Annotated in this window: 24 protein-coding genes; 15 read left to right on the plus strand and 9 right to left on the minus strand. The window is 67.8% G+C overall.

The genetic code is table 11. From position 1 onward, the window contains the following. Positions 1-18: 18 nt before the first annotated feature. From K7W42_RS14575 to K7W42_RS14590, 4 genes are all read right to left on the minus strand, one after another. Complete coding sequence (locus K7W42_RS14575; RefSeq protein WP_224575632.1) at positions 19-1,059, minus strand: M42 family metallopeptidase; 1,041 nt, start codon at positions 1,057-1,059, stop codon at positions 19-21. After that, the gene (locus K7W42_RS14580; RefSeq protein WP_224575633.1) at positions 1,056-1,472 is read right to left on the minus strand and encodes an isochorismatase family protein; all 417 of its coding nucleotides are present in this window, start codon (positions 1,470-1,472) and stop codon (positions 1,056-1,058) included. The genes K7W42_RS14575 and K7W42_RS14580 overlap by 4 nt, the downstream gene beginning before the upstream one ends. A gap of 70 nt (positions 1,473-1,542) precedes the next feature. Next, complete coding sequence (locus tag K7W42_RS14585; RefSeq protein WP_224575634.1) at positions 1,543-1,896, minus strand: hypothetical protein; 354 nt, start codon at positions 1,894-1,896, stop codon at positions 1,543-1,545. 124 nt (positions 1,897-2,020) lie between these two features. After that, the gene (locus K7W42_RS14590) at positions 2,021-2,809 is read right to left on the minus strand and encodes an enoyl-ACP reductase FabI (RefSeq protein WP_224575635.1); all 789 of its coding nucleotides are present in this window, start codon (positions 2,807-2,809) and stop codon (positions 2,021-2,023) included. A 120-nt stretch (positions 2,810-2,929) separates the two neighbouring features. Here K7W42_RS14590 and pgeF point away from each other — a divergent pair, with 120 nt between their 5' ends. The 4 genes from pgeF to K7W42_RS14610 all read left to right on the plus strand — a co-directional run bounded on the left by pgeF (position 2,930) and on the right by K7W42_RS14610 (position 8,305). Next, entirely contained in the window at positions 2,930-3,688 is a 759-nt protein-coding gene (gene pgeF, locus K7W42_RS14595) for a peptidoglycan editing factor PgeF (RefSeq protein ID WP_224575636.1), read from the plus strand. Continuing rightward, complete coding sequence (locus K7W42_RS14600; protein ID WP_224575638.1) at positions 3,685-4,209, plus strand: YqeG family HAD IIIA-type phosphatase; 525 nt, start codon at positions 3,685-3,687, stop codon at positions 4,207-4,209. Before pgeF ends, K7W42_RS14600 begins: the two co-directional genes overlap by 4 nt. A 129-nt stretch (positions 4,210-4,338) precedes the next feature. Further along, a complete protein-coding gene (locus K7W42_RS14605; protein WP_224575640.1) occupies positions 4,339-7,017 on the plus strand; it encodes a type II/IV secretion system protein in 2,679 nt (892 codons plus the stop codon). Positions 7,018-7,054: 37 nt separating this feature from the next. Then, positions 7,055-8,305, plus strand: coding sequence for a type IV pilus twitching motility protein PilT (locus K7W42_RS14610; protein WP_157460224.1), 1,251 nt, complete (start codon positions 7,055-7,057; stop codon positions 8,303-8,305). Between the two features lie 139 nt (positions 8,306-8,444). Here K7W42_RS14610 and K7W42_RS14615 read toward each other — a convergent pair whose 3' ends face one another. Next, complete coding sequence (locus K7W42_RS14615; RefSeq protein WP_224575641.1) at positions 8,445-9,353, minus strand: helix-turn-helix transcriptional regulator; 909 nt, start codon at positions 9,351-9,353, stop codon at positions 8,445-8,447. Positions 9,354-9,426: 73 nt separating this feature from the next. Here K7W42_RS14615 and K7W42_RS14620 point away from each other — a divergent pair, with 73 nt between their 5' ends. Continuing rightward, positions 9,427-10,710 carry an MFS transporter gene (locus tag K7W42_RS14620; RefSeq protein ID WP_224575643.1) on the plus strand — a complete coding sequence of 428 codons (1,284 nt, stop codon included), beginning with the start codon at positions 9,427-9,429 and terminating at the stop codon, positions 10,708-10,710. A gap of 379 nt (positions 10,711-11,089) precedes the next feature. After that, positions 11,090-11,995: an acyltransferase gene (locus K7W42_RS14625; protein ID WP_224575645.1), complete on the plus strand. Its 906-nt coding sequence runs from the start codon at positions 11,090-11,092 to the stop codon at positions 11,993-11,995. A gap of 433 nt (positions 11,996-12,428) precedes the next feature. Here the strand turns inward: K7W42_RS14625 and K7W42_RS14630 are convergent, their stop codons facing one another. Next, positions 12,429-13,109 carry a metal-dependent hydrolase gene (locus K7W42_RS14630; RefSeq protein ID WP_224575647.1) on the minus strand — a complete coding sequence of 227 codons (681 nt, stop codon included), beginning with the start codon at positions 13,107-13,109 and terminating at the stop codon, positions 12,429-12,431. Positions 13,110-13,287: 178 nt separating this feature from the next. Between K7W42_RS14630 and cdaA the strand changes: the two genes are divergently transcribed. From cdaA to rsfS, 5 genes are all read left to right on the plus strand, one after another. Next, positions 13,288-14,085, plus strand: a complete 798-nt coding sequence (gene cdaA / locus K7W42_RS14635) for a diadenylate cyclase CdaA (protein WP_157458834.1) — start codon at positions 13,288-13,290, stop codon at positions 14,083-14,085. Next, a complete protein-coding gene (locus K7W42_RS14640) occupies positions 14,082-15,053 on the plus strand; it encodes a CdaR family protein (protein ID WP_224575649.1) in 972 nt (323 codons plus the stop codon). The genes cdaA and K7W42_RS14640 overlap by 4 nt, the downstream gene beginning before the upstream one ends. A gap of 181 nt (positions 15,054-15,234) precedes the next feature. Next, on the plus strand, positions 15,235-15,798 hold the full coding sequence (gene yqeK, locus K7W42_RS14645; RefSeq protein WP_224575681.1) for a bis(5'-nucleosyl)-tetraphosphatase (symmetrical) YqeK: 564 nt from the start codon (positions 15,235-15,237) through the stop codon (positions 15,796-15,798). Beyond that, positions 15,795-17,060 carry an LCP family glycopolymer transferase gene (locus tag K7W42_RS14650; RefSeq protein ID WP_224575651.1) on the plus strand — a complete coding sequence of 422 codons (1,266 nt, stop codon included), beginning with the start codon at positions 15,795-15,797 and terminating at the stop codon, positions 17,058-17,060. The genes yqeK and K7W42_RS14650 overlap by 4 nt, the downstream gene beginning before the upstream one ends. Positions 17,061-17,259: 199 nt before the next feature. Continuing rightward, on the plus strand, positions 17,260-17,625 hold the full coding sequence (rsfS, locus tag K7W42_RS14655; protein WP_224575653.1) for a ribosome silencing factor: 366 nt from the start codon (positions 17,260-17,262) through the stop codon (positions 17,623-17,625). Positions 17,626-17,811: 186 nt separating this feature from the next. On the opposite strand, the gene K7W42_RS14660 is transcribed toward rsfS, so the two are convergent. From K7W42_RS14660 to K7W42_RS14670, 3 genes are all read right to left on the minus strand, one after another. Beyond that, positions 17,812-18,441: a histidine phosphatase family protein gene (locus K7W42_RS14660; RefSeq protein WP_224575655.1), complete on the minus strand. Its 630-nt coding sequence runs from the start codon at positions 18,439-18,441 to the stop codon at positions 17,812-17,814. Between the two features lie 399 nt (positions 18,442-18,840). Beyond that, the gene (locus K7W42_RS14665; protein WP_224575656.1) at positions 18,841-19,362 is read right to left on the minus strand and encodes a DUF3809 domain-containing protein; all 522 of its coding nucleotides are present in this window, start codon (positions 19,360-19,362) and stop codon (positions 18,841-18,843) included. Then, positions 19,328-19,591: a DUF3248 domain-containing protein gene (locus tag K7W42_RS14670; protein WP_157458838.1), complete on the minus strand. Its 264-nt coding sequence runs from the start codon at positions 19,589-19,591 to the stop codon at positions 19,328-19,330. The genes K7W42_RS14665 and K7W42_RS14670 overlap by 35 nt, the downstream gene beginning before the upstream one ends. Before the next feature lie 41 nt (positions 19,592-19,632). On the opposite strand from K7W42_RS14670, the gene K7W42_RS14675 reads away from it, so the two are divergent. From K7W42_RS14675 to K7W42_RS14690, 4 genes are all read left to right on the plus strand, one after another. Further along, positions 19,633-19,920 (plus strand): hypothetical protein, encoded by a 288-nt coding sequence (locus K7W42_RS14675; protein WP_224575658.1) that lies wholly within the window; start codon positions 19,633-19,635, stop codon positions 19,918-19,920. A 10-nt stretch (positions 19,921-19,930) separates the two neighbouring features. Beyond that, entirely contained in the window at positions 19,931-20,488 is a 558-nt protein-coding gene (locus K7W42_RS14680; RefSeq protein ID WP_224575660.1) for an RsmD family RNA methyltransferase, read from the plus strand. A gap of 29 nt (positions 20,489-20,517) precedes the next feature. Further along, entirely contained in the window at positions 20,518-21,045 is a 528-nt protein-coding gene (gene coaD, locus K7W42_RS14685; protein ID WP_224575662.1) for a pantetheine-phosphate adenylyltransferase, read from the plus strand. Positions 21,046-21,121: 76 nt separating this feature from the next. Further along, entirely contained in the window at positions 21,122-23,608 is a 2,487-nt protein-coding gene (locus tag K7W42_RS14690; protein WP_224575663.1) for an EAL domain-containing protein, read from the plus strand. The last annotated feature ends 119 nt before the right edge of the window (positions 23,609-23,727 follow it).

Genomic DNA, 23,727 nt, shown 5'->3' on the forward strand with positions numbered 1-23,727 from the left:
GGGGGCTGGCAAACGTTTTCAGGCCAGGCGAGTCGCGTGCAGGTGGGCCAACATCAGTGCGCCAGTGGCCTGGAGCGCGTCCGTGTGGGTCCGTTCGTAAGCGTGGCTGGCGTCCACGCCTGGGCCGATCAGGGCCACTGGATAGTCGCCGCCCGCGCGCCAGGCCGCCGTGCCATCAGAGGCGTAGTAAGGGTAGATGTCCACGCGCAGCTCCAGGCCGGCCCCAGTGGCTGCCGTCCGCAGACGGTTGCCCAGCGCGTGGTCGTAGGGGCCGCCGCCGTCCGCCACGCATAGGGTGACGTGGTGTTCGCTGCTGGTCTGGCCGTCGCCCACCGCCGCCATATCCACCGCAATCAGTTCATCGGTGTGGGGCGGGATGCCAGTGGCCGCGCCGTGCCCCACCTCCTCATAGGTGGTGATGTGAAAGGCCGCTGTGACCGGTGCTGGCTGGGCCAGCAGGTCGCGGGTGACCGCCAGAAAGACCGCCACTGCCGCCTTGTTGTCCAGGTGCCGCGCCTTGACGTAGCCGGCGGGGGTCACGCGGGGCCGGGCATCGAAGCTCACGAAGTCGCCGACGGCGGCGCTCAGGGCGAGCACATCGGCGGCGCTGAAGACCTGCTCGTCCAGCCGCACTTCCATGACCGCCGCTTCCCGTTTGAGGTCGCGCAGGGCCGCGCCGTGCACATGGGTACTCTGGCGCACATTGACCACCGTGCCGGTCAGTTCGCGGCCCGCCTGGGTATGCACGCGCACGTCTTCGCCTTCCACGGTGGCCCAGTCGTAGCCGCCCAGACCCCACAGCCGCAGGCGGCCCGAGGGCTTGATCTCCTTGATCATCGCACCCAGGGTGTCCACATGGCCGCTGAAGGTGACGTGCCCGCCAGCCGTGCCCGGCACTTCCCAGGTCAGGGCGCCCTTGCGGGTGCGCGTGGGCGTGACGCCCAGGGCGCGCAGCTCGGTGTCCAGCAGCGCCACGGCGCGCTCGGTAAAGCCGGTGGGGCTGGGGGTATCCAGCAGCCGCACCAGCACGTCCAGGGTGTAGTCCATGTTCATTGTCATGCGCTTAACTCCAGGGTCAGGACGGTAAAGCCCTGCTCGGCAGCACTGGCCGCTGTGGCCGTCTGCTCAGGGGTGCCGGGTAAGGCCAGCAGATGCAGCGTCTGCACCGCGCGGGCGTGCAGCTGCGCCCCGAGGTCAGAGCCGGTAAAGGCGTCGGGCAAAGAGGCGCGCACCAGCACGTCGCCCTGCTCGGCGCGGAAGTCCGGGTGCAGGGTCCAGGCTTTCGAGAAGGTGGCCCAGGTGCCTTCTTCCTCTGCGCCGTCCCACTGCACGTAGGCAATCAGCCAGCCCTGGGCGCGGGCCTCATCTACCAGGTGGGCCCAGTCGCGGGCCAGCTGACGTTCGTCGGGTCGGTCATCCAGGTCGTGCCGCTGCGCGTTGAGCAGCAGCAGGGCGTTGGGCGTCAGGCTCATGACCGGCAGCATAGGGGTTTCTGTGGGGGTCGCACCGCATTCCTGCCCAGAAACGAGCAAAAACAAGCGGTCAGAAGCGAACACTGTTCAGCTCACTGAGGATCACATCAGTGCCGGTGCCATTGAGCCGGCAAAACCCAGAAGTGACCGTCCTGCCGTGAAGAAATGAAACGCTGAAACCGGCAAAGTCGGCCTGTTCAGGCGTTTGACCGCCCCTGGTGTTGTAGGTCAAGGTAACCGCCCGGACCGTCTGGCCCTTCACGACGTCAGGTGAGCTGCGGATGCTGCGCTCGCAGAGGGCTTCAAATACCTCGCGCGGTGGCCGCTGGTCAGGGGTGCTGAGCAGCAGAATTGTTATCAGGAGCGCCAGACCAACAAGAGGGACGGCGGTCCATAAAGCGCGGTGAAGAGCACGGCTGGACATCCTCGTTCAAAGATATGCAGACGCTCTACTCGAAGGGGCCGCAGTTGAGGGGAGGGCGCAGACCCAGCCTCATCAACACCGCCGGCTCATGAAACCCCGGACGAACGCAGAGCAAAAACTGCCCTCAGGACTCCACCTTCATGCTCATGATGCTGGCGCCGGCATCCACGTAGACCGTCTGGCCCGTCACGCCACTGCCCAGGTCGGACAGCAGAAACAGGGCCAACTTGCCCACCTCTTCTGGGGTGGCGTTGCGGCCCAGGGGCGCGCTGGCCGCCGCTTTCTCGTACATGGTGCCAAAGCCGGGAATGGAGCGCGCCGCGATGGTCCGCATGGGGCCAGCGCTGATGGTGTTCACGCGCACGCCGGCCGCCCCCAGTTCGCTGGCCAGGTAGCGGGTGGCGGCTTCCAGCGCTGCCTTGGCCACACCCATGACGTTGTACTTGGGCACGACCTGCTGAGAGGCATGGTAGGTCAGGCTGACAATGCTGCTGCCGGGGCGTAGCAGCGGCTCGGCGTGGCGGGTGGCCGAGACCAGGGTGTAGGCGCTGACATTGAGGGCGGTGTTCCAGTCGTCTGGTGTGGTCTCGACAAACCGGCCGTCCATTGCGCTGCGCGGCGCAAAGGCGATGGAATGCACGAGGTAATCCAGGTGCCCGAATTCATCTTTGACGCGGGCGAACAGGGCGCTCAGGTCGTCGTCCACAGTGGCGTCGGCCTGCTGGCTCCAGACGCCTTCGCGGCCGGCCAGCAGTTTGTCCAGTTCGCTTTTCAGGCGTTCGCCCTGGTAGGAAAAGCCCACCCGGCACCCGGCCGAGAGCAGTTCCTGCGCGATGGCCCACCCCAGGCTGCGGGCGTTGGCCACCCCCATCACCAGGGCCGTTTTGTCTGTCAGATCAATCTGCACCGTCATGCGGGGGACTGTACCAGGGCCGGCGCCGGGCACGCTGAAGCCGGTGCAAGAAGGCCCCGCAGCTGCCGGCGCCAGAACATGAACACCCCCCCTACCCCCCCCGTCAGAATCTGGTGAGACATGACCAGGAATACTGATGACCTGATGCTTCTTCACGCGCCGCACCTCACTGCGCCGCACGCCTTCAGTTCGCGTGCTGGGGGCGTGTCACGCGGTCCCTACGCGGGCCTGAACCTGGATGACCGGGAGGACGACCCGGCTGACGTGGCCGAAAACCGCGCCCGCCTGTGCGCGGCGCTGGGCTTTGACGCCGCGCAGGTGGCCCGCCTGACCCAGGTACACGGCACCGACGTGGTGTACGCGCCGCAGGGCGGTCACTGGACTGGCGACGCCCTGACCACCGACCGCCCCGGTGTCCTGCTGGCTATCGGCACTGCCGACTGCTACCCGCTGCTGCTCGAAGACCCGGAGGCCGGGGTGCTGGGCGCCGCCCACGCCGGCTGGAAAGGCACGCTGGGGCGCGTGGCGGCCCAGACCGTGCAGGCCATGACCCGGCTGGGCGCCCGGCCCGAACGCATCCGCGCGGCGGTGGGCCCCGGTATCTGCGCCGCGGCCTACCCGGTGGGCGAAGGCGTGGCGCAGCAGTTTGAAGCGGCGGGACTGAGTGCGGCGGTGGTGCGGCACGGCGAGCAGCCTCACCTGAATCTGGCGGCGGCCAACCAGGCCGTGCTGCTGGAGGCGGGCCTGCACCCAGAGCACCTGTGGATCAGTGGCCGCTGCTCGACCGAATCTGACTTCTATTCCTACCGGCGCGATGCTGGGCGCACCGGGCGGATGTGGGCTGTGATCGGCCACCCGGCCGAGGCGGTGAGCGCGTGACCCGCCTGCGCTCCAAGAGCCTGCTGAGGCCCAGGGACGTGATTGGGCACGTCACGCACATCACGCCTGAATTTCTGGCCGAGCGTCAGCTGCACGGCCTGTTGCTGGACCTCGACAACACCCTGGTTCCCTACGGCAGCTACGCCAGCGGCGAGGCCGCCGAGGTGCTGGCGTGGGCCCGCGACCTGAAGCTGAGCGGCATCGGGCTCTATCTGCTCAGTAATGCCACGGGCCGGCGGGCCGCGTTCTGGCTGGACCACCTGGGGTTTCAGGGCGTGGGGCTGGCGGGCAAACCCAACCCCCGCGCCTACCGCCACGCCCTGCGCGGCCTGGGGCTGCCCCCGACACAGGTGGGCATGGTGGGCGACCAGCTGTTTACCGACGTGCTGGGCGGCAACCTGTGCGGCATGCACACCATCCTGGTACAGCCGCTGGCGGTCAATGCCCTCCCCCACACCCGCGTGGCCCGCAAATTAGAGCGCGCCGTGCTCAAGCGCTACGGCCACGACTGGCGGCCCTGATCATGGGCGCCTTTTCTGATCTTTCCTCTCTCCCGCCGCTGGGTCTTTCTGGCTACGTGCTGCCTCTTTTCACCCTTCCCCACCTTTTCCCTGCCCTCACGGCAGTTGTGACGCAAGGAGACATGAACTATGGCACTTTCTATCGGTGACCGGCGCCTCGGGGCCATCCTGCTTGAGCAGGGCTACGTCAACGACTCTGACCTGCAAAAGGCCCTCGTGCGCCACGCCGAGGTGGGGGGCCGCCTGGCCGAAATCCTGATTGACTCTGGGCTGGTGGGCGAAAAACGCATTGCCCGCGCCATTGAAGAAGCCCTGGGCATTCCGCTGGTGAACCTGCTGGTGGTCACGCCCGACCCGGCCGCCCTGAACGCCGTGCGCGCCCAGACCGCCCTGAATGTGCAGGCGTTTCCCTTTGCCATGGACAACGGCACCCTACGCGTGGCGATTGTGGACCCCCTGTCGAGCTACGCCATTGAGGCGCTAGAAGACGACAGCGGCCTGAACATCGAGCCGTACCAGGCGCTGCGCGACCAGATCATGTGGGCCATTGCCAGCAACTACCCCGAACTGGATATGAGCGTGGACCTGCCCGCCGACGCCGAGCCCAGCCAGGGCGGCGGCATGATGGGCCAGCGTCTGATCGCGCGCGGCATGATCTCGGACGCGCAGCTGCAAGTCGCGCTGGACGCCCAGCAGCAGACCGGCGAGCCGCTGGGCGCGACCCTGGTGGCGCAAAAGGCGATCACCGAAGACCAGCTGTACGAGGTGCTGGCCGAGCAGTCCGGCACGGTGTACCTGCGCAACCCGCGCGACTTCCAGCCCAGTGAAGACGTGCTGGGCTCCATGCTGCGCGCCGACGCCCTGCGCCTCTCGGCGGTGCCGGTGGACGAGACCGACGCGGGCGTAACCATGGTGACGAGTGACCCGCGCAAACGCGACGACCTTGAGGCCCTGGTGGGCCGCCCGGTGCAGCTGATTCTGGCCAAGACGCGCGATGTGGAACTGCTGATTGAGCGCTTCTATCCGCAGCGTGGCCGCCTGGGCGAGCAGATGGTGCAGCAGGGCACGCTGTCACGGGCGCAGCTGCGCGAGGCCCTGCAGGTGCAGGCCCGCGAAGGCCGCGTCAAGCCGCTGGGCGAGGTGATCGTCGAGCTGGGCTTCGCGGGCGCCGACGAGATTGACAACGCCCTGCAAAAGCAGAACGCGGGCGGCGGGCGCCTGGAAGACACCCTGGTGCAGTCGGGCAAGCTGTCCCCCGAGATGCTGGCGCGCTCGCTGGCCGCGCAGCTGGGCTACGAGTTCCTGGACCCGGTTCAGAATCCACCCGACGCCAAGGTCGCCCTGATGATCCCGGAAGCCACCGCGCGGCGCTACGGCGTGGTACCCATCCGGCTGCAGGGCGAGGGCCTGGTCATCGCCATGAAAGACCCGCGCAACGTGTTTGCGCTGGACGACCTGAAGCTGATTACCGGGCGCGACATCGTGCCGGCCGTGATGGCGGAAAAGGACATCATCCGGCTGATTGAGCGCTACTTCGGCAATCAGGACATGGCCAACCTGAACCAGCAACTGGTGCAGGAAAGCAACAAGCGCGAGAAGGAATCCAAGCGCGGCGACGACGTGGACATCTCGGCGGGGCTGGACGACAACGCCGTGGTGCGCGTGGTGGACAACATCATCCGCGAAGCGGCGCTGCAAGAAGCCTCGGACATTCACATCGAGCCGACGGAAACCGCCCTGCGCGTGCGTTACCGCGTAGACGGCATCCTGCGCGAGCAGAACTCACTGCCCAAGGGCAGTTCGCAGAGCATCCTGGCGCGCATCAAGATTCTGGGCAGCCTGGACATCTCCGAGCGCCGCATTCCGCAAGACGGCCGCGTGCGTTTCAAGAAGGGCTCGATTGACCTGGACCTGCGCCTCTCGACCCTGCCCACCGTGTACGGCGAGAAAGCCGTAATGCGCCTCCTGCAAAAAGCCAGCAACATCCCCGAAGTCGAGCAGCTGGGCTTTTCCGAACACAACTACCAGCGCTACCTGGACACCATCCATAAGCCCAACGGTATCTTTCTGGTGACGGGACCGACCGGCTCGGGCAAATCGTTTACCTCCTTTTCGACCCTCAAGCGCATCGCGGTGCCCGAGAAGAACACCACGACCATTGAAGACCCGGTGGAATACGAAATTCCGGGCATCATCCAGTCGCAGGTGAACAACGTCGCCGGCATGACCTTTGCCCGCGCGCTGCGCGCCTTTTTGCGACAAGACCCCGACATCATCTTCGTGGGCGAGATTCGAGACACCGAGACCGCCAAGATCGCCGTAGAAGCCGCGCTGACGGGCCACCTCGTGCTGGCCACCCTGCACACGAACGACGCGCCGGGCGCCATCGTGCGTCTGGAAGAAATGGGCGTGGAGCACTTCAACATCGGCGCCGCCGTGGTGGGCGTGGTCGCGCAGCGCCTGGTGCGCAAGGTCTGCAACGACTGCAAGGCGCCCACCAACGCCGACCCGGATGTACTGCGCCGCCTCGGGATTACCGAGCGCGACCTCAAGGGCGCCCAGTTGATGCGCGGCGCGGGCTGCAACCGCTGCGGCGGCACCGGCTACAAGGGGCGCATGGGCATTCACGAACTGATGGTCATTGACGAGCCGCTGCGCGTCGCCATCGGCTCGGGCAAGAACGCCACTGAAATCGCCGAGGTCGCCATGACCAAAAGCGGCATGAAGACCCTGCGCCAGGACGGCATTGAAAAGGCCCTGGACGGCATCACCACCCTGGAAGAAGTGCTGGCCGTCACCAGCAAGTAACCCCCGCCCTCCTCTCCCCTGCCCCGAGGTATCCCCCATGACCCAGCCTGCCCCCGATATCACCGACATCCTGCGCTTTGCCGCCGACAAGGGCGCGTCCGACGTGATTATTACCGTCGGGCTGGCGCCGCAGTTCAAGTTGCAAGGCGTCTATGACGCCCAGGGCTTTAACGAGCTGGGGCCAACCGACACCCGCAAGCTGATGTACTCGATGATGAACGAAAAGCAGCAGCGCACCTTTGAAGAGCGGCGCGAACTGGACTTTTCGTTTGCCCTGGGCGAGAAGGCGCGCTTTCGCGTGAACGCCTTCATGCAGCGCGGCCATGTGGGCGGGGTGCTGCGTCTGATTCCGACCAAGATCAAGAGTGCGCAGGACATGGGCCTGCCGCAGAACGTGGTGGATATCTCCAACGCTCCGCGCGGGCTGGTGCTCGTCACGGGCCCGACCGGCTCGGGCAAGTCCACGACGCTGGCGGCCATGATTGACCACATCAACACCACCAAGCGCCTACACATCATGACCATCGAAGATCCCATCGAGTTCATGCACACGCACAAGCAGTCCATCATCAACCAGCGCGAGGTTGGCGCCGACACCATGAGCTTTAACGACGCCCTGCGGGCCGTGCTGCGTCAGGCCCCCGACGTGATTCTGGTGGGCGAAATGCGCGACTACGAAACGATTAAGGCCGCCGTGACCGCCGCCGAAACCGGACACCTGGTCATGGGCACCCTGCACACCAACAGCGCGCCGGAATCCATTGACCGTATCGTGGACGTGTTTCCCGAAGAGCAGCAGGAGCAGATTCGCGTGCAGCTGGCCAACAACCTGGTCGCTGTGATGACCCAGCAGCTGCTGCCCCGACTGGACGGCCAGGGCCGCATCCTGGCCTACGAGTTGCTGATCGCCAATCCGGCGGTGCGCTCGCTGATCCGTGAGGGCAAAACCTACCAGATCACCAGCGTGATGCAGACCGGCGCGCGCGAGGGCATGGTCACCATGGACGCCTTCCTGGCCAACCTGTATCGCCGCCGCGTGATTTCCTTTGACGTGGGCGTGGAACGCGCCGTGGACGCCAAGGAGTTTGCCCGCCTGGCCAACGACCCCAGCATCGGCAACGCGGGCGGCGCGGCGGCGGCCCCAGCCGGCTACGGCAGCGCGCCGGTGCAGGGCTTCGGCACGGCGGCGCCCACCCAGTCCACAGGACGCGGCGACGTGGGCCGTGGGGACGCCCGCAGCACCAGCACGCCCGAGATGGGGGGCGGCGGCTCCTACGGCCGCCGGTAAGGCGCCAGGCAGTAGAAGCAGGCGGCGCGGGTCATTCCATCAGGAAGCCCGCGCCGCCTCCTGATCTAGGCTTCTGGGGCAGGTTATGGATGGGCCGCTACTTCATCCTTCGCACGGTTAGGGCGTCTTCGCCTGCTCCCTATGGGTTGCGCGGTGGCAGCCTAGCCTCTGACCACCAGTGTTCCCCTGCGCCCGGCGCCCCTTTCACGAACTGGCCGGGCGTCACGCCCACATGCCGCTTGAACTGGTTTGAAAATGTACTCTGGTCACTGAATCCCGTCGCCAGCGCGACTTCGGCCAGACTCCAGCCTGCGTTTAGCCTGGCCCTGGCTTGCCGGATGCGCACCTGCACCTGATAGGCGTGGGGCGGCAGCCCGACCTCCTGCCGAAAGACCCGCGAGAGGTGAAAGGGGCTGAGGCCCGAGACGCGCACCACATCCTCCAGCGACACGTCCTCGCTGGCGTGCGCGTCCAGATAGGCCTGCACGTCCCGCACAGCGGCCCGTTCCCGGCCCACGCGCCCTGGCGACAGCCGCGCCTCTGCCAGGTCCGTGACGAGCTGTACTAAGGCGTCCTGCAGCACTGTCTCACGGGCCAGCTGCGACGCCGCCGGATGGATCAGCGCCTGATGCGCCCTGGTCAGTCGCGCCGCCACGGCTGGCGCAGCCACCACACTCTGCGGAAAATACGGCGTGGTCACCGACCGCCCGGTGACCTGTTCGGCCACCCGGCGCAGTTGCTCGGCGCTGGGGTACAGCACCAGATGCAGGTACCCGCCTTCCGCCCAGGAATGCCCGGTGGTGACCTCGTCGGCATTAATCAGCATGACGCTGCCTGGTGGCGCCACGCGCTCGGCGCCGCGATTCCAGAACTCCGCCGCGCCCTCATGCACGACCCCGACAGTGAATTCCTCGTGCGTGTGCCGCGCAAAGGCCTGTTTGACGAACCGGGCCTGCAACACGTCCAGGCCGCCCAGCGCAGGCACGCGCCACAGCCGCGCTTCATCCCGCTTCAGGGGCGCCCGGCGTGGCGTCAGGTCTGCGCTCACCGCGTCAGCATAGGCAGCCACACCAGCAATTTTTTGCAAGACAGGCCTCAAAGAGAGCCGCTACCGTAGCGTCATGTCGCCGCTGGATCTCCCGCCGTCAGAGCAGAGGCCCTCCACGTCCCGTCCTGGGCTGTTTTACGGCTGGATTGTCGTTGCCGTGGCGGCCCTGGTGCTGCTACTGTCGGCCGGGGCGCGCTCGGCGCCGGGAGTCTTTTTGCTGCCCATGCAAAGCGACCTGGGCCTGAACCGCACGGTGCTGTCCTTTGCCGCGTCTCTGGGCCTCATTATGTTTGGCCTGGGCGGGCCCCTGAGTGGCGCCCTGATGGACCGGTTTGGTCCCCGCCGCGTGACGGCAGCGGGCCTTCTGCTGATCGCCGCCAGCTTCGGCGCCAGCGCCCTGATTCACACCGCCTGGCAGCTTCATCTGGTCTGGGGCGTCCTGAGCGGGCTGGGCACCGGCATCGTGGGCAGCGTGCTGGGGGCCACCATTGCCAACCGCTGGTTCGTGACCGGGCGCGGCCTGGTGATGGGGCTGTTCGGCGCCGCAGGGTCGGCGGGCCAGCTCCTGTTTCTGCCGCTCCTGACTGCCATGGCCGGGGCCCTGGGATGGCGCCAGAGTGCCGTCATCATCGGAGGCCTGGCACTGGCGACCCTGATTCCAGCCGCCGCGCTGCTGCGTGACCAGCCCACCGAAGTTGGCGCGCAGCCTCTGGGGCTGAAACCCGGCGAGCAGGCGCCCAGCGTCCGGCCCGACCCTGGGGTGATGCGGCAGGCCGTGCGTTCGGGACAGTTCTGGCTGCTGGCGCTCACCTTTTTTGTCTGCGGGGCCACCTCAAACGGCCTGATTGGCATGCACTTTATTGCCTACTGCACAGAAGCGGGCCTGACCGCTGGGTACGCGGCCGGAATGCTGGCGCTGATGGGTGCCTTTAACTTTGCAGGCACCATCGCCAGTGGCTGGCTGACCGACCGCTACGACCCCCGCCTGCTGCTGGGCGCCTACTACGCCTTTCGTGGCGTCAGCCTGGCCCTGCTGCTGTTCATTCCACCGGGCGCAGGGCTGGTGGCCTTCGCGGTGCTGTTTGGCCTGGATTACATCGCCACCGTGCCGCCGACCACCGCGCTGGTGGCCGACAAGTTTGGGCGGGGGAATGTCGGCACGGTGTACGGCTGGGTGTTCTGCGCCCATATGGTCGGCGCGGCGCTGGCCGCGTGGCTGGGCGGCGTGGCGCGCGACGCCCTGGGGTCTTATGGCGTGGCGTTCATCGTGGCGGCTCTGCTGTCCCTGGCCGCAGCGGCGCTGACGCAGGGCATTGGGCGGCCGGAGCGGCCTGCTCTGGCCAGGGCCGGAGACTGACGGGTGGCTTGACTGAGAGGAGGACCGATCAACTTCTTCATCAGGCCGCAGCTCGCCTTCTGAGCGCAGGTCCGGCTCATCGGTAAAAAGAGGGAGACCCCAACGGCCTTTTCGCCTGAGCCTCCAAACCTGAGGGCATGACCGTAACACTCAAGAGACATCTCCTGAGCCTGCCTCGGGGAAACGGCGTGGTGAAACTTGGTCAAGTGGCGCTGTCAGACCGGACTGAGAGAATGGTGGGCCGCGTCTGACCACAGAGCTCGCAATGAGCGTCAACACGAAGGTATAGCGTCTCCGTCTCTGGCACCACTCGCACTCGTCTGCACGTCCCTCCCCTCTTCCCTACTTTGTTTTTCACTGTACGCGGTACAGTGATGCTGTGACGTGGCTCAAGCCAGTAGACATAGGTGCAGGCGCGCAGGCGACCTTCAACGACTTCGTGCGTGATCTGGAGGCCCGCCTGGCGGACCCCAACACCAACCGCGCCGCCCTGACCTGTTCTGTGCTGGCCGAGGCCATGTATGGCCGCTCCTATGCCCAGCTGCTCTCGGACGCCCCGCTGGCCGCCCTAAATCTGGACGCGGGCAACGTCACTTTTGAGGCCGAATATTACATGGCCACCGACCAGGAGCGCTTTGCCCAGGTCAAGCCCCTGCTGTGGCTCTGGAAGAACCTGGACCTGACCCCGCTGGGCCAGAATCCGGTGCTGGGCATTCCGGTGCGGCGGGTGCTCGCCCAGCACATCTTCAGGCGGGTGGGGCGCAACTTCAAATGCTGGCAGAACGTGGAATTCAGCGTGGGCTACAACATGGATGTAGGCGACGATGTGGTGGTGCACCGCCATGTGCTGCTGGACGACATCGGCGGCATTGAGCTGCACGACGGCGCCTCGGTCAGCGATTACGTGAACATCTACAGCCACACCCACAGCGTGCTGGACGGCCCGGACGTGACCCTGCGCCGAACGGTGATTGGCCGGGGCGCGCGCATCACCTATCACTCCACGGTGCTGGCGGGCAGCGTGGTCAGCGACGACGCCATGCTGGCGACCCACGCCCTGCTGCGCGGCGACATTCCGCCGCACGGCATCGCCATGGGCCTGCCCGCCCGAACCACTCGCCTCAAGCTGCGCCCGCCCACCGAGCCCCACGTGGACGCCCGCACCTGGCCGCGAGAGGGGGCCCGTAAAGCCAACCCCGATTTCCCCGATCCCACCCCCAACCAGACCCGCACACCCGCTCAGGATGATCTGAACGTGCGCGAACCGGTTGGCCAGGAGGGCTGACCTTCTACAGCGGTCTGGCGCCGCCTGAAGGCGAGATGCACGGACTTTCGGGCTGTGCCGGACCGCCGGTCAAACGCAGCACCTTACGACCCTGCTTCAAGCATCAGCCAGCCAGTCCACCGCTCAGAGTGGCTCCTGCATGAGCCTGGCGTGGGTCAGGGACTGGATACAGATTCCGTCTGGTTCGTAGATAAAGCACGGAATCCGTTTTGCTCTCACTCGCTTTGCAGCGCATCTTTTCAAGTCCGCTCGACCTCCGGCTGTCGCAGGGCCTTCGGGCTGAGTTGCCTCTCGACCGCAAGCGCAGCGGCTGACGCACGCCCAGCAGTTCGCTGTTGCTGCGCCCCGGCGGCATTGCTCAAGTCCACCTCAATGGCTCCGTGGACACCAACGAGAGGCGCGAAGCCGCCGAGCGCTGCCCGCCCCCTCCACGCTAGAGGTCCGTTTCCTCCCCAGGCTTCAGCACCCGCACATCCACGCCGCGCGCCTTGCCTTCACGCTCAAAGACGGCTGGGTCGCCGGTCAGTGGGGGAAAGGTCCCGTAGTGCATGGGAATGGCCACACGGGGCCGCAGCAACTCCAGGCAGCGCGCGGCTTCCTCCGGGCCCATCGTGTAATGGTCGCCAATGGGGAGTAGGGCGGCGTCCAGGCCCCGGTCACCAATCAGGCGCATATCCGAAAAGAGGCTGGTGTCGCCCGCAAAGTAGACGCGCTGGCCACCCAATTCAATGACCAAGCCGGTGGGCATGCCGCCGTAGGTGCCGTCAGGAAACGAGGAACTGTGCCAGGCGGGGGTCAAGGCAACGCTGCCCCACTCGGCGCGGAAGGTGCCGCCGATGTTCATGCCGGTGGCGGCGCTGGCGCCGTGTTTCTGGGCATAGCCCGCAATCTCGGCGGTGGCCACCAGCGGAATGCCCTGACGGGCAAATGTCAGCGCGTCGCCCCAGTGGTCGCCGTGCGCGTGGCTGATCAGCACCGCGCTGGGCCGGAGGGCTAGAACCTCCTTCACCCCCAGACTGGCCTGAGGGTTGCCGGACAGGAAGGGGTCGAGCAGCAAGCGGTGCCCCTGGGCTTCAAGGAGAAAGGCGCTGTGGCCAAGAAAGTGAATCTTCATAGGAAACCTCCGGGCAGAACAGGGGTATTTCACCTGGGTATGCGGCCCCTTTGCCTTTACCGAGCGTCCATCGTTGGCCGGGGCCGGGGGGCAGCCGGGACGCCCACTGACGTTCAGGCCGTATAGTGGGCGCGCAAACACTGCGCCCTGCCGCCTCTCGTCAAGGAGTGCCTCTCTTTTGCTATCCACGCCATTTGGTCAGGTGAGTGTCCGGGACGCCCTGGACATCCTGCTGGTGGCGTTTCTGGTGTATCAGGGCTACCTGCTGGTGGCCGGCACCCGCGCGGTCAACGTGGTGCGAGGCATTCTGGTCTTTGCCGGCGTGTGGGTGGCGGCGCAGCTCCTGAACCTCACCACCCTCAGTTACCTGCTGGGGCGTGCGGGCACGGTGGGCATTTTCGCCCTGATCGTGCTGTTTCAGCCAGAGCTGCGCGCGGCGCTGGAACGCATCGGCCGCCCCAGGGGCGCGGGCGCCGGGGCCAGCGGCGCCGCCCTTCAGGATCTGGCCCGCGCCATGGAACGCCTGGCCGAGCGCAAGACCGGCGCCCTGATCGCCATCGAGCGGCGCACGCCGCTGGGCGAATACGCCGCCACCGGGGTGGGCCTGGACGCCCTGGTCAGCGTGCCGTTTCTGGAGGCCCTCTTTGCCCGCAACGCGCCCCTGCACGACGGCGGCGTGGTGGTGCAGGGCTCGCGGGTGGTGGCCGCCGGCTGCCTGTTTCCGCTGCAGTCCAGTGACGGCACCTACCGCCGCTACGGCACCCGGCACCGCGCGGCCATCGGCCTCTCTGAACTGACCGACGCCGTGGTGCTCGTCGTCAGTGAGGAACGCGGCAGCATGCGCCTGGCCCTGGGGGGCCGGCTGGGCCCGGACCTGAACGGCACCGAACTGCGCGAGCAGCTGCGCGCCCTGGTGTATGACCGCGTGCCGGACCTGACGCCACCCGGCCCCGCCGCGCCGCAGGAGGTCCGGTGAGCGCGCCGCGGGACCGCTGGCGGCGCTGGCTCAGCCCCCGCTACGCCTGGGCGCGCTTTACCCACAACCTGGGCCCAAAACTGCTGGCGCTGGGCGTGGCGCTGACCCTCTGGTTTCTGGCCACCGCCGACCGCCGCGCCAACGTGGACCAGGGCTTTGACGTGCCGGTCACGGTGCGCGACACCACCGGCAACGGCCAGGAAAAGCGGGCGGTGGGCAGCCTCACGCCGCCCTCGGTGCGCGTGATTCTGTCGGGTCGCCCCGAGCGGCTGCGCGAGCTGGAAGCCCAGAACATTGAGGCGGTCGTGGACGTGACCGGCATTCCGGAAGGCAGTTTCACCCAACCGGTTACCGTAACCCCACCTACCGGCACGGCCGTGCAGCGCCTGACGCCAACGCGCGTCCAGGGCTTCGTGGACACCCAGGTGCAGCGCACCCTGCCCGTGACCCTCAGCGTGACCTCGCCGCCCGAATCCAGCGTGCCGCGCTACGTGGTCTCGCCCACCGAGGCCAGCGTGACCGGCGCCGGGCAGACCCTGGCCCAGGTCACCCGCATCATCACCAGCCCGGCGGCCCTGGCGGCCGGCGCCGAGCAGGAGGTGCCGCTGGTGGCCCTGAGCAGCGCGGGCCTCCCCGTGACCGGCGTGACGCTGCGCCCCGCCACCGTGACCGTGCGCCGCCTGGATACCGGCGAGCTGCCCGTCAAGACGCTGCCAGTCGTCCTGAATGACCCGCCGCCTACCCTGATTGTCACTGCCATCAGCGTGCAGCCCAGCACCGTGCGCGTGGTGGCGGCCCCTGAACTGCTGGGGCGGCTGCGCGAGGTCTCGGGGACCGTGACCTACCGCGTGGGCACCTCCACAGTGCCAGTGCGGCTGTCGGTGCCGGCTGGCGCGCAGGCCCTGGAAGCCGTCAGCGTACGCCTGACGGTGGCGGCGCGCCCGGTCGTCACCCCCCCCGTTCCCTGAAGCCGCGCCCAGGCCGCCCGGCTTCAGAAGGTGACCCGGAAGTCAGCCGACTCACACCTTGAAGGTGTACAGTCTTGATCATGATGTGGGCAAGCGGCCACAGCCATTCGTGATAGCCCAGCTTCTCGTGCCCAGGCATGCCGTCGCCGCCTGGACCGGCTGGGAGGAGCGCGTGCGCCTGATGGTCAGGCCGCGCCGCTACGAACATGTCTTGCGCGTCGCCGATCTGGCCGCGCAGATTGCCCGCGCCAACGGCCTGGACGATATGCGCGCCTATGCCGCTGGCATCCTGCACGACATCGCCCGCGACCTGCCCGACGCCGAACTGCTGCGCCTGGCCCCCCCCGAATGTGAGATTGACGCCGCGCATCCGCTGGCGCTGCACGGCCGCGCCGCGCGCGTGCTGCTGGAGCGCTGGGGATACCAGGACCGCGTGGTGCTGGACGCCGTCGAGGACCACACCACCGGGCCGCGCGGCGGCAATTCGGTGTCAGCCTGCGTGTATATCGCCGACGTCTCCGAGCCGGGGCGCGGCGTGAACCACGACATCCGCGAGCTGGCGCTGTGCGACCTGGGGGCCGCGCTGGAACGCGCCATCGTCTCGAAAGTCACGTACCTGCAAGGACGGGGGATTCAGGTCCATCCGCGCACCTTGCAGGCGTATCACGCACTGCCGTGTGTGGCGCAGGCGGCCGCGTCCTCAGTCCCGCTGCGCCCCCAGCCTCCCCTGCCGTTCGAGTCGTGACGCCGGACCCTTCCCTTCCGGTGGCGCCCTCGCCCCGGATTGCCGGGCTGCGCGCCCTGCAGGCATTTGGCCTGAGCCTGGCCAGCCTGTGCCTGGGGGCCTTTGCCCTGCTCAGCGGGGCCGGACCCGTCAGCGCGGCGGCGGCGCCGGCCGGGCAGGCCCCGCAGTTCACGGTGCTGGTGGCCGGGCGCGACATCGTGTACTGCTATTACCAGCAGCCGTGCAAGGACCAGGAGCAGCGCACGGGCCTGGTGCAGCCACCCAACACCGACACCCTGATGCTGGTCAAGGTGGACAGTGCGGGCGTGCGGGTGCTGAATATTCCGCGCGACACCAACGTGGGCCCTTATGACCCCTGGCGGTCCGTGGGCGCCCAGAAGGTGAACAGCCAGTACCACACTGGCGGCCCCGAGGCCCTGACCCGCGCGGTCGAGACGATTACCGGCGAGCGGGTGGATTCCTACGTAATTGTGCGCACCGACTACGTGGCGCGCGTGATTGACGCGCTGGGTGGCCTGGACGTCACTGTCCCCGAGGGCGGCATCGAGTGGGTGGACCGGGCGGCGGGCGTGGACCTGCGGCTGGCCCCTGGCCCCCACCACCTGAGCGGCGACCAGGGCGTGCTGTTCTTGCGGGTGCGCAAGGGCTTTGGCGACGATTACGGCCGCATTGACCACCAGAAACAGGCGCTGACCCAGCTGGCCGGGCGGCTGCGGTCAGCGCAGGGGCTGGCGGCGCTGCCCACCATTCTGGGCGGCATTGGCAACGGCGTGGAAACCAACGCCGATCCGGCGCTGCTCTCGGCGCTGCGGCCCCACCTGGGGCAGATGAAACTGAGTTTTGCCACCCTGCCCACCGACGAGATTCCTGGCACCTTCAATCTGGCGGTCAACCGCGAGCGGCTGGCGGGGCTGTGGTCGGCCGCCGGCACGTCGTCGGCCCCAGCTCCCCAGGCGAAGGTGCAGGTGGTGGACGCCAGCGGCGCGGCCCTGGGTCTCCCGCTGGCGGCGGCGCTGCGCGCGCTGGGCTACCCCGAGGTGGAGGTCAGCGTGGCCCCCGAGAGCCGCGAGGCCAGTCAGGTGTTCACGCAGCTGGCCCTGACCGACGCTAACCTGCTGGCCGAGGCCCTGCATCTGCCGCGCCTTCAGGGCGAGCGATTTGCCGTAGGCGCCGACGAGGTGGGCATCTTCCTGGGCCAGGACGCCCAGGGGACGCTGGCCGCTCTCCGTGGGCTTACGCCGTCACGCCCCGCCACCCCCTGAACGCCGCCTCATCACTGAACCCTCAAGGCACCTGCCCCGGCCAGCCCTGTAGACTGCACCGATATGGCGCCGGGAGACCCCGCGTCCCCCCGAGCTGCCAACGACCCGGCGGCCACAGGCTTCAGCCCACGCCCCTGGCTTCCCGCGCGGCCGTTTGCTGGCCGTCCCCTGCCCCTTCCCCCTCTTTCCCGGAGACCCCATGATCCCAGACCCCACCACCCACACCCAACTGCGCGCCATCGTGGACGCGGCCCGCGAGCGCCGCGCCGAGGACGTGCTGGTCCTCGACCTGACCGAGGTCAGCAGCACCCTCGAATACTTTGTCATTTGCACCGCCACAGCGGGACTGCAGCTGAACGCCGTTCAGGAAAACATCCGCGAGAAGGCGCAGGCGGCGGGCCTGCCGCGTCCCAGCGTCGAGGGCCCCAGCGAGCGTTGGCTGTTGCTGGCCTTTGGGGGCAGCATCGTCGTGCATATCATGACCAAAGACGCCCGCGAGTATTACGACCTTGAGGGCCTATGGAGCGACGCCCACGTGCTGGACTTCCCCGAAGTTCAGGCGTAAGTGCCCGCACAGAGGCCGCCCCGGACCAGCGTGGTCGGAGGCGGCCTTCTGATTGTTATACGGGAGCCCTCTGGAACATCCAAAGACACGAAACACAATGGAATCAGGCAGTCTCTGGCTGACCCGCAGCTTTCCAGGTCTGCTCGACTTGAACCGTGTCTGACAACGATGACCGTGGAGGCCCTCTCAGGAAACGGCCACGGTCAGCGCCGACAGGTGGGCACCACAGGCCAGCACCTCCACGCTGACCTGGCCCCCTGTGCGCCGCAGCGAGGTCAGGGCCGTGTTGTCATGCAGACCGCGCCGGGTGGACCACGCCTCCTCGAAGTTCCAGCCCAGCAGGTCGCACAGCAGGGCCGTGATCACCACGCCGTGCGTCACGACAACCGCGTGGTCGGTGTCGGTCAGGGCCAGGCGGTCCAGAAAGGTGCGGGCGCGCCCGGTCACGGCTTCCAGACTTTCACCCTGCGGCGCCGCCACCCGCGGCCAGGCCCGGAACCGTGCCGGGTCCAGGGCGTCCAGTTCGCTCAGGGTGCGTCCCTCCCAGGTCCCAATATTGATTTCGCGCAGCGCAGGGCTGGTCTGCACCGGCAGCCCGAGTTGCTCGCCCAGCGGCGCCGCCGTCTGCCGGGTGCGGCTCAGGTCGCTGGCATACAGGTGGGTGGGCCGCACGACATGCGCCGCCAGCCGCCCAGCGAGCGCCTGGGCCTGGGCGTGGCCCTGCTCGTCCAAAGCCACATCGGTCCAGCCCTGAAAGCGGCCCGCCGCGTTGTGCGCGGTGCGGCCATGCCTGACCAGGGTCAGCAGGCCCGTCATCTCAACCTGCCACGGCAAAACGGCGTCATCCTGGCAGGGTAACGCAGGAGCCTTGAAGCGTCGCCCGAATATGCACCTTGCCGGGCCTGGGGGAAGGACTTCACCGATCAACCAGTCTCGTGGCACTAGAGCGGTTCCAGGGGCAGCGCTCAGAGCAGCATCCAGCACCACCCTGGGTCTCATCCGGAAAGACACTGGGCGAACAAACTTGTCAAGCGGCAGAGCCACTTGAGGCTCTACCGAGGCAACGGGAAACCACTCTCACAGCGAAACCCAGAGTGGTTGAAGAAGGAACACTCAAGCCTTCTGGGACGAACAGGGGCCGTGATCGCAAGCAATTGCGGCAAAAGTGAAATGGAAGGACTGTTGTTTGCCCCAGTGTGGAACTGGCAGCTGCCCTCAGTCCTCAGCCTGCGCGGCCTGCCCGATGCCCAGGGGCAATTCGCGGGCCACGCGCTCCAGGGTGCGCCCTGCCGCCGCCCGCACCATCTTTTCGAAGGCGGCGCCGCCCCAGCCCTGGGCGTCCGGCGTGGCCAGGTGGGCGCAAAACTGAAAGGCAAAGTGCAGTTCATCACGTGCCCACCGGGCCTGTCCCGCCACTTCGACCCAGGCGCGTTCGCCGCTTACCAGCTGGGGATGTAACTCGGCGCCGTCCGGGGTGGCCTCCACCACACTGCAAAACGGCAGGTCCACGTCCCCCAGCCCTGGCAGCGGCACCAGCAATTCGCCCCGCACCACCGCGCCCTCTGTCCGCAGATCCCGCAAGAAGCGCACCCGGGCCAGGGCGCGGGCCGGGGCCCGTACAAAAGCCAGGGCCGCGTCCGGCGCGCCGGACCAGGGCACGGTAAAGGTCTGCGCCGCCTCGACCTTCAAGCCGCTGCCGTCCCTACTCGACCCATTCGATAACCACGCGGTTTTCATTCAGGGCGGCTTGCAGTTCGGCGTCGCCGGCGCTGCGCAGCCGGGGCAGGTGGGCAAAGCGCGGCGTGGCCGAGGCGAAGCCCAGCCGCACCACCACGTCGTCACTGGCCTCGTCCTTGCCCATGCGCCAGACCAGCTGGCCGCCCAGCGCCTCCAGCGCCCGGACCAGTTCGGGTGGGGCCGGGAGAGCAGCGTCACCAGCGTCTTCGCCGGGCAGGTCTGCGGTCATGGGGGCATTGTACGCGCCGCGCAGGGTGGAGAATGGAGCGCATGACGGCCGACCCCTCCCCCAACCTCAGCTGGCGCGCCCTGGAAACCCGCGTGGGCCTGGACCAGTTGCCCGCCTTTCACCGCGCCTTCCTCGCCTGGCGGGGCGTCGAGAGCGCCCAGGAGATGCCGCTGCGCCGCGTGCAGCAGCGGGTCGAGGCCGAACTTAACCGGCTGGTCCAGGCGGGTCAGGCCACCCGTGAGGACGACGACTGGCAGCTGGCGGCCGGTGCCCTGGGCGGCTTTGAGGCTGCTGCCCCGTACCTTGCCCCGGATATCCTGGGGCAGTGACGGTGGTTTCATGAGTCTGCGGATTCTGGGTGGCAGTGCCAAGGGCCGGGCGCTTCAGGTGCCGGACAGTGCCCGGCCCAGCGGCGCGCGGGTGCGCAAAAGCCTGTTTGATCTGCTGGCGGCCCGCGCGCCCTCAGGCACCTTTCTGGACCTGCACGGGGGCAGCGGCGCCATCGGCCTGGAAGCGGCCAGCCGGGGCTACGCGGTGACCCTGGTGGAAAAGGACGCGCGCGCGGTGAGGGCGCTGGAAACCAACGCCCAAGCGCTGGACCTCCGGGCCCGCATCCTGCGCGGGGACGCCGAAGCCCTGTTGCCGCGCTTGGGCCAATTTGACGTGGTGTTCAGTGACCCGCCCTACGAGGCCAATATTCCGGCCCTGACCCTGAAACTCCTGGGCAGCGGCGTGGTGGGCCCAGGCGGCCTGCTGATCTGCCAGCACCCAGACCGCACCCAGCTGCCGCCCCATGCAGGGTACAGTCACGAGGTCCGGGAATACGGCAGCAACAGCCTGACGCTCTACTGGCGCGCTCGCCCTGAAGCCTCTGGCCTGGTAGCCGACTTGAGCTGAGCGGGCGAGGCCGCTAAGGTAACGGGGCCATGAACGCCGTCTTTCCCGGCTCCTTTGACCCGATTACCAGTGGACATATGGACGTGCTGACCCGCGCCGCCAAGATGTTCGAGCAGGTGACCGTCACCGTGATGCACAACGCCCGCAAGCAGGGCCGCCACCTGTTTACCCTGGACGAGCGGCTGGACATCCTGCGTGAAGCCACCGCGCACCTGCCCAACGTCAGCGTAGACACCTTTGGCGGCCTGCTGGTGGATTACATGGCGCAGCAGCAGCAGGGCATCATCATCCGGGGGCTGCGCGCGGTGTCGGACTATGAATACGAGTTGCAAATTGCCCACCTGAACCGCCAGATTGGCGACACCGAAACTGTGTTCATCATGGCAGCGACCCGCTGGAGCTTTGTCAGCTCCTCGATGGTGCGCGAAATTGCCAGCTACGGCGGCGACATCAGCGAGATGGTGCCGCGCGCCAGCGCCGCCGCCCTGCGCCGCAAACACGCCGACGTGTACGCCGAGCGAGAGGCGGCGCTGGCCGCCGCCCGGCGCCCTTCCTGAAGTCAGCAGCTCAGGCCTACCCTGTGCAACTTTAAGGTAAAGACCGCCGTAAGACCCCTCTCCTTACCCTGAGGGCGTGTCCACTCCTGACCCACGGCCGGACCTGCCCCCGCAGGGCGCCCCGCTGGACCCGGTGCCCAGCACGGCCGCCGCGCGGCTGCGCGACCTGCTGCAACTGGCCGAGCCTCTGGTGGTGTCGGACGCCGAGCAGGCCGAGGCGGCCCTGCGTGAGGCCCAGAAGCTGGCGGGCGCACTGGGCGACACCCGCAGCGAGGCCCTGGCCCTGACGCTGCTGGGAGCCACCTTTTTCTTCCGCTCTCAGTACCCGACGGCGCTTCAGGTGCTGGGGCAAGCGCAGGCCGCTGCCGACCGCGCGCAGGATGACCGCATCACCGCCCGCGTTCTGAACAACCTGGGCAACTGTGAGGTGGCGCTGGGCAACTACGGCGAGGGCATGGAGTACTACCAGCAAAGCCTCCGCTTGGCCCAGGCCTGCGGCGACGAGGACGGCCGCACCCGCGCCCTGAGCAACGTGGGCCTGATTCACCTGGAACTGGGAGAACACGAACTGGCGCTGGAGGTCTTTCAGGAAGTCCTGGCGCTGGCCGAAGAGGCCCAGGACGCGCTGTCCCAGTCCTCCTCGACCATCAACCTCGTGCTGTCCTACTACCATGTGGGCCGTTACGCCGACGCGCTGACGCTGGGCGCCGCCCACCTGCCCGTCGTGCGCGCGCTGGGTGTCCGGCAGCATGAGGTGGTGCTGCGCGCCTGGCTGCTGCCCTGCCTGATTCAGACTGGCCAGGCTGGCGACGCCGCGCGCCAGGCCGAGGACCTGCTGCCCCTGGCCCAGGCGGTGGATGACCGGGAATACGTGGCGTATATCCGGGCCTTTTATGGGCAGGCCCTGACGCAACTGGGGCAGCTGGACGCGGCGCAGGAGCAGTTGCTGCTGGCCCTGGCCGAAGCCCAGCAGCACGGCGCCCGGCTCTCGGAGCGCACGGTGTTGCAGCACCTGAGCGAACTGCACGCCGCGCGGGGCGAATGGCAGCAGGCCTACGAGCGCCTGCAAGCCTACGAGGCGCTGAACCGGACGCTGCATGCCGAGGCGGTCGCGCGCAAGGCGCAGGTGATGGGCGCGCAGATGCAAGTGGAGATTCTGCGCCGCGAGGCCGACGCCGAACGCCGCCGCAGCGCCGAGCTGACCCAGGCCAACACCGCGCTTCAGGCGGCGCAGGAGGCGCTGTCGTACCGGGCCACCCACGACGCCCTGACGGGACTGGCCAACCGCGCTCATTTTCAGGCCGAACTGGAACGCGCCGTGCAGGCGGCCAGCCCCGCGCCGTTTGGTGTGCTCTTTATTGACCTTGACCGCTTCAAGCAGGTCAACGACACCCTGGGGCACGAGGTCGGAGATGAGCTGCTCAAGGCCGTGGCCGGGCAGCTCCGGGGGGCGGTGCGCTCGGGTGACCTGGTGGCGCGGATGGGCGGCGACGAATTTACCATCCTGCTGCGGAGCCTCCGCGAGCCGCGCGACGCCGAGCGGGTGGCGCACAAGATTCTGAACGCCCTGGCCCAGCCGCTTCTGGTCTGCGGGCACACCCTGCAGGTCACGGGGTCTATCGGGGTGGCGGTGGCGCCGCGTGACGGTCAGGATGTGGGCACCCTGCAAAAACACGCCGATCTGGCCATGTACCGCGCCAAGCAGGGGGGCAAGAATGGGGTGCGCACCTTCCAGCCTGGCCCCGACGAGGCGTCCCCACAGCCGCCCGGTCATCTGGAGGTGGAGCGCGACCTGCGCGGCGCCCTGGTGCGCGGCGAGTTCGTGCTGCACTACCAGGGCCAGTACGATGTCCGCACCCAGGCGCTGACCGGCTTTGAGGCCCTGCTGCGCTGGCAGCATCCCACCCAGGGCCTGCTGCCGCCCGGCGAGTTTCTCGGCATTGCCGAGGACAGCCAGCTGATTTTGCCAGTCGGGGCCTGGGTGCTGCGCGAAGCCTGCGGGCAGGCGGCGGCCTGGCAAACCCGCGCCCCCGGCCTGACCATCAGCGTCAATGTCAGCGCCCTGCAGTTCGAGCAGCCAGGATTCCTGACCACCGTGCAGCAGGCCCTAGAAGCTTCCGGGCTGGCACCGCAGCACCTGATTCTGGAGCTGACCGAACAGGCCGCCGCCCGCCACCCGGAAGCGGCCGCGCAGCAACTGTCCCGGTTGCGCGGCCTGGGGGTGCAGATTGCGCTGGACGACTTCGGCACCGGCCAGAGCAGCCTGAGCCTGCTGCATCAGCTGCCCATTGACCTCCTGAAGATTGACCGCTCGTTTCTGCAGGCGGCGCCCGACCCCGAGGCCAACCGGGTCTTTATCGGCGTGATGATTACCCTGGCCCACGGCCTGAACCTGCTGGTCACGGCTGAAGGGGTCGAAACCTCGCAGCAGCGGGCCCTGCTGGGTGAACTGGGCTGCGATAGCATGCAGGGGTTTTTGCTCACGCGCCCGCTGCCCGCCGCCGAAGCCGAGGGACTGCTGACGCTCCCGGCGATTAGTGCTCCACCAGCCTCTCCGAACTAGACAGAAGGGCCGTGGAGAGCAGAGCAGTTCTGCTCGGCGGGCGGCCCTCTAGACCTCCCGGCGGCGACGGCGGCTTGGTTCTTCAGCTTGTTGAATGACGCTGCCGAACGCAGTTGCCC

Source organism: Deinococcus betulae, assembly GCF_020166395.1.
GTDB lineage: Bacteria > Deinococcota > Deinococci > Deinococcales > Deinococcaceae > Deinococcus > Deinococcus betulae.

Coding starts and splice junctions, on each gene's coding strand:
- K7W42_RS14605 (WP_224575640.1), top strand. CDS start 4,339: ATGGCACTTTCTATCGGTGACCGGCGCCTCGGGGCCATCCTGCTTGAG.
- rsfS (WP_224575653.1), top strand. CDS start 17,260: ATGATCCCAGACCCCACCACCCACACCCAACTGCGCGCCATCGTGGAC.
- K7W42_RS14575 (WP_224575632.1), bottom strand. CDS start 1,059: ATGACAATGAACATGGACTACACCCTGGACGTGCTGGTGCGGCTGCTG.
- K7W42_RS14680 (WP_224575660.1), top strand. CDS start 19,931: ATGAGTCTGCGGATTCTGGGTGGCAGTGCCAAGGGCCGGGCGCTTCAG.
- K7W42_RS14660 (WP_224575655.1), bottom strand. CDS start 18,441: ATGACGGGCCTGCTGACCCTGGTCAGGCATGGCCGCACCGCGCACAAC.
- K7W42_RS14585 (WP_224575634.1), bottom strand. CDS start 1,896: ATGTCCAGCCGTGCTCTTCACCGCGCTTTATGGACCGCCGTCCCTCTT.
- K7W42_RS14665 (WP_224575656.1), bottom strand. CDS start 19,362: ATGAAAACCGCGTGGTTATCGAATGGGTCGAGTAGGGACGGCAGCGGC.
- yqeK (WP_224575681.1), top strand. CDS start 15,235: ATGGTCAGGCCGCGCCGCTACGAACATGTCTTGCGCGTCGCCGATCTG.
- pgeF (WP_224575636.1), top strand. CDS start 2,930: ATGACCAGGAATACTGATGACCTGATGCTTCTTCACGCGCCGCACCTC.
- K7W42_RS14580 (WP_224575633.1), bottom strand. CDS start 1,472: ATGAGCCTGACGCCCAACGCCCTGCTGCTGCTCAACGCGCAGCGGCAC.
- K7W42_RS14670 (WP_157458838.1), bottom strand. CDS start 19,591: ATGACCGCAGACCTGCCCGGCGAAGACGCTGGTGACGCTGCTCTCCCG.
- coaD (WP_224575662.1), top strand. CDS start 20,518: ATGAACGCCGTCTTTCCCGGCTCCTTTGACCCGATTACCAGTGGACAT.
- K7W42_RS14630 (WP_224575647.1), bottom strand. CDS start 13,109: ATGAAGATTCACTTTCTTGGCCACAGCGCCTTTCTCCTTGAAGCCCAG.
- K7W42_RS14610 (WP_157460224.1), top strand. CDS start 7,055: ATGACCCAGCCTGCCCCCGATATCACCGACATCCTGCGCTTTGCCGCC.
- K7W42_RS14675 (WP_224575658.1), top strand. CDS start 19,633: ATGACGGCCGACCCCTCCCCCAACCTCAGCTGGCGCGCCCTGGAAACC.
- K7W42_RS14620 (WP_224575643.1), top strand. CDS start 9,427: ATGTCGCCGCTGGATCTCCCGCCGTCAGAGCAGAGGCCCTCCACGTCC.
- K7W42_RS14590 (WP_224575635.1), bottom strand. CDS start 2,809: ATGACGGTGCAGATTGATCTGACAGACAAAACGGCCCTGGTGATGGGG.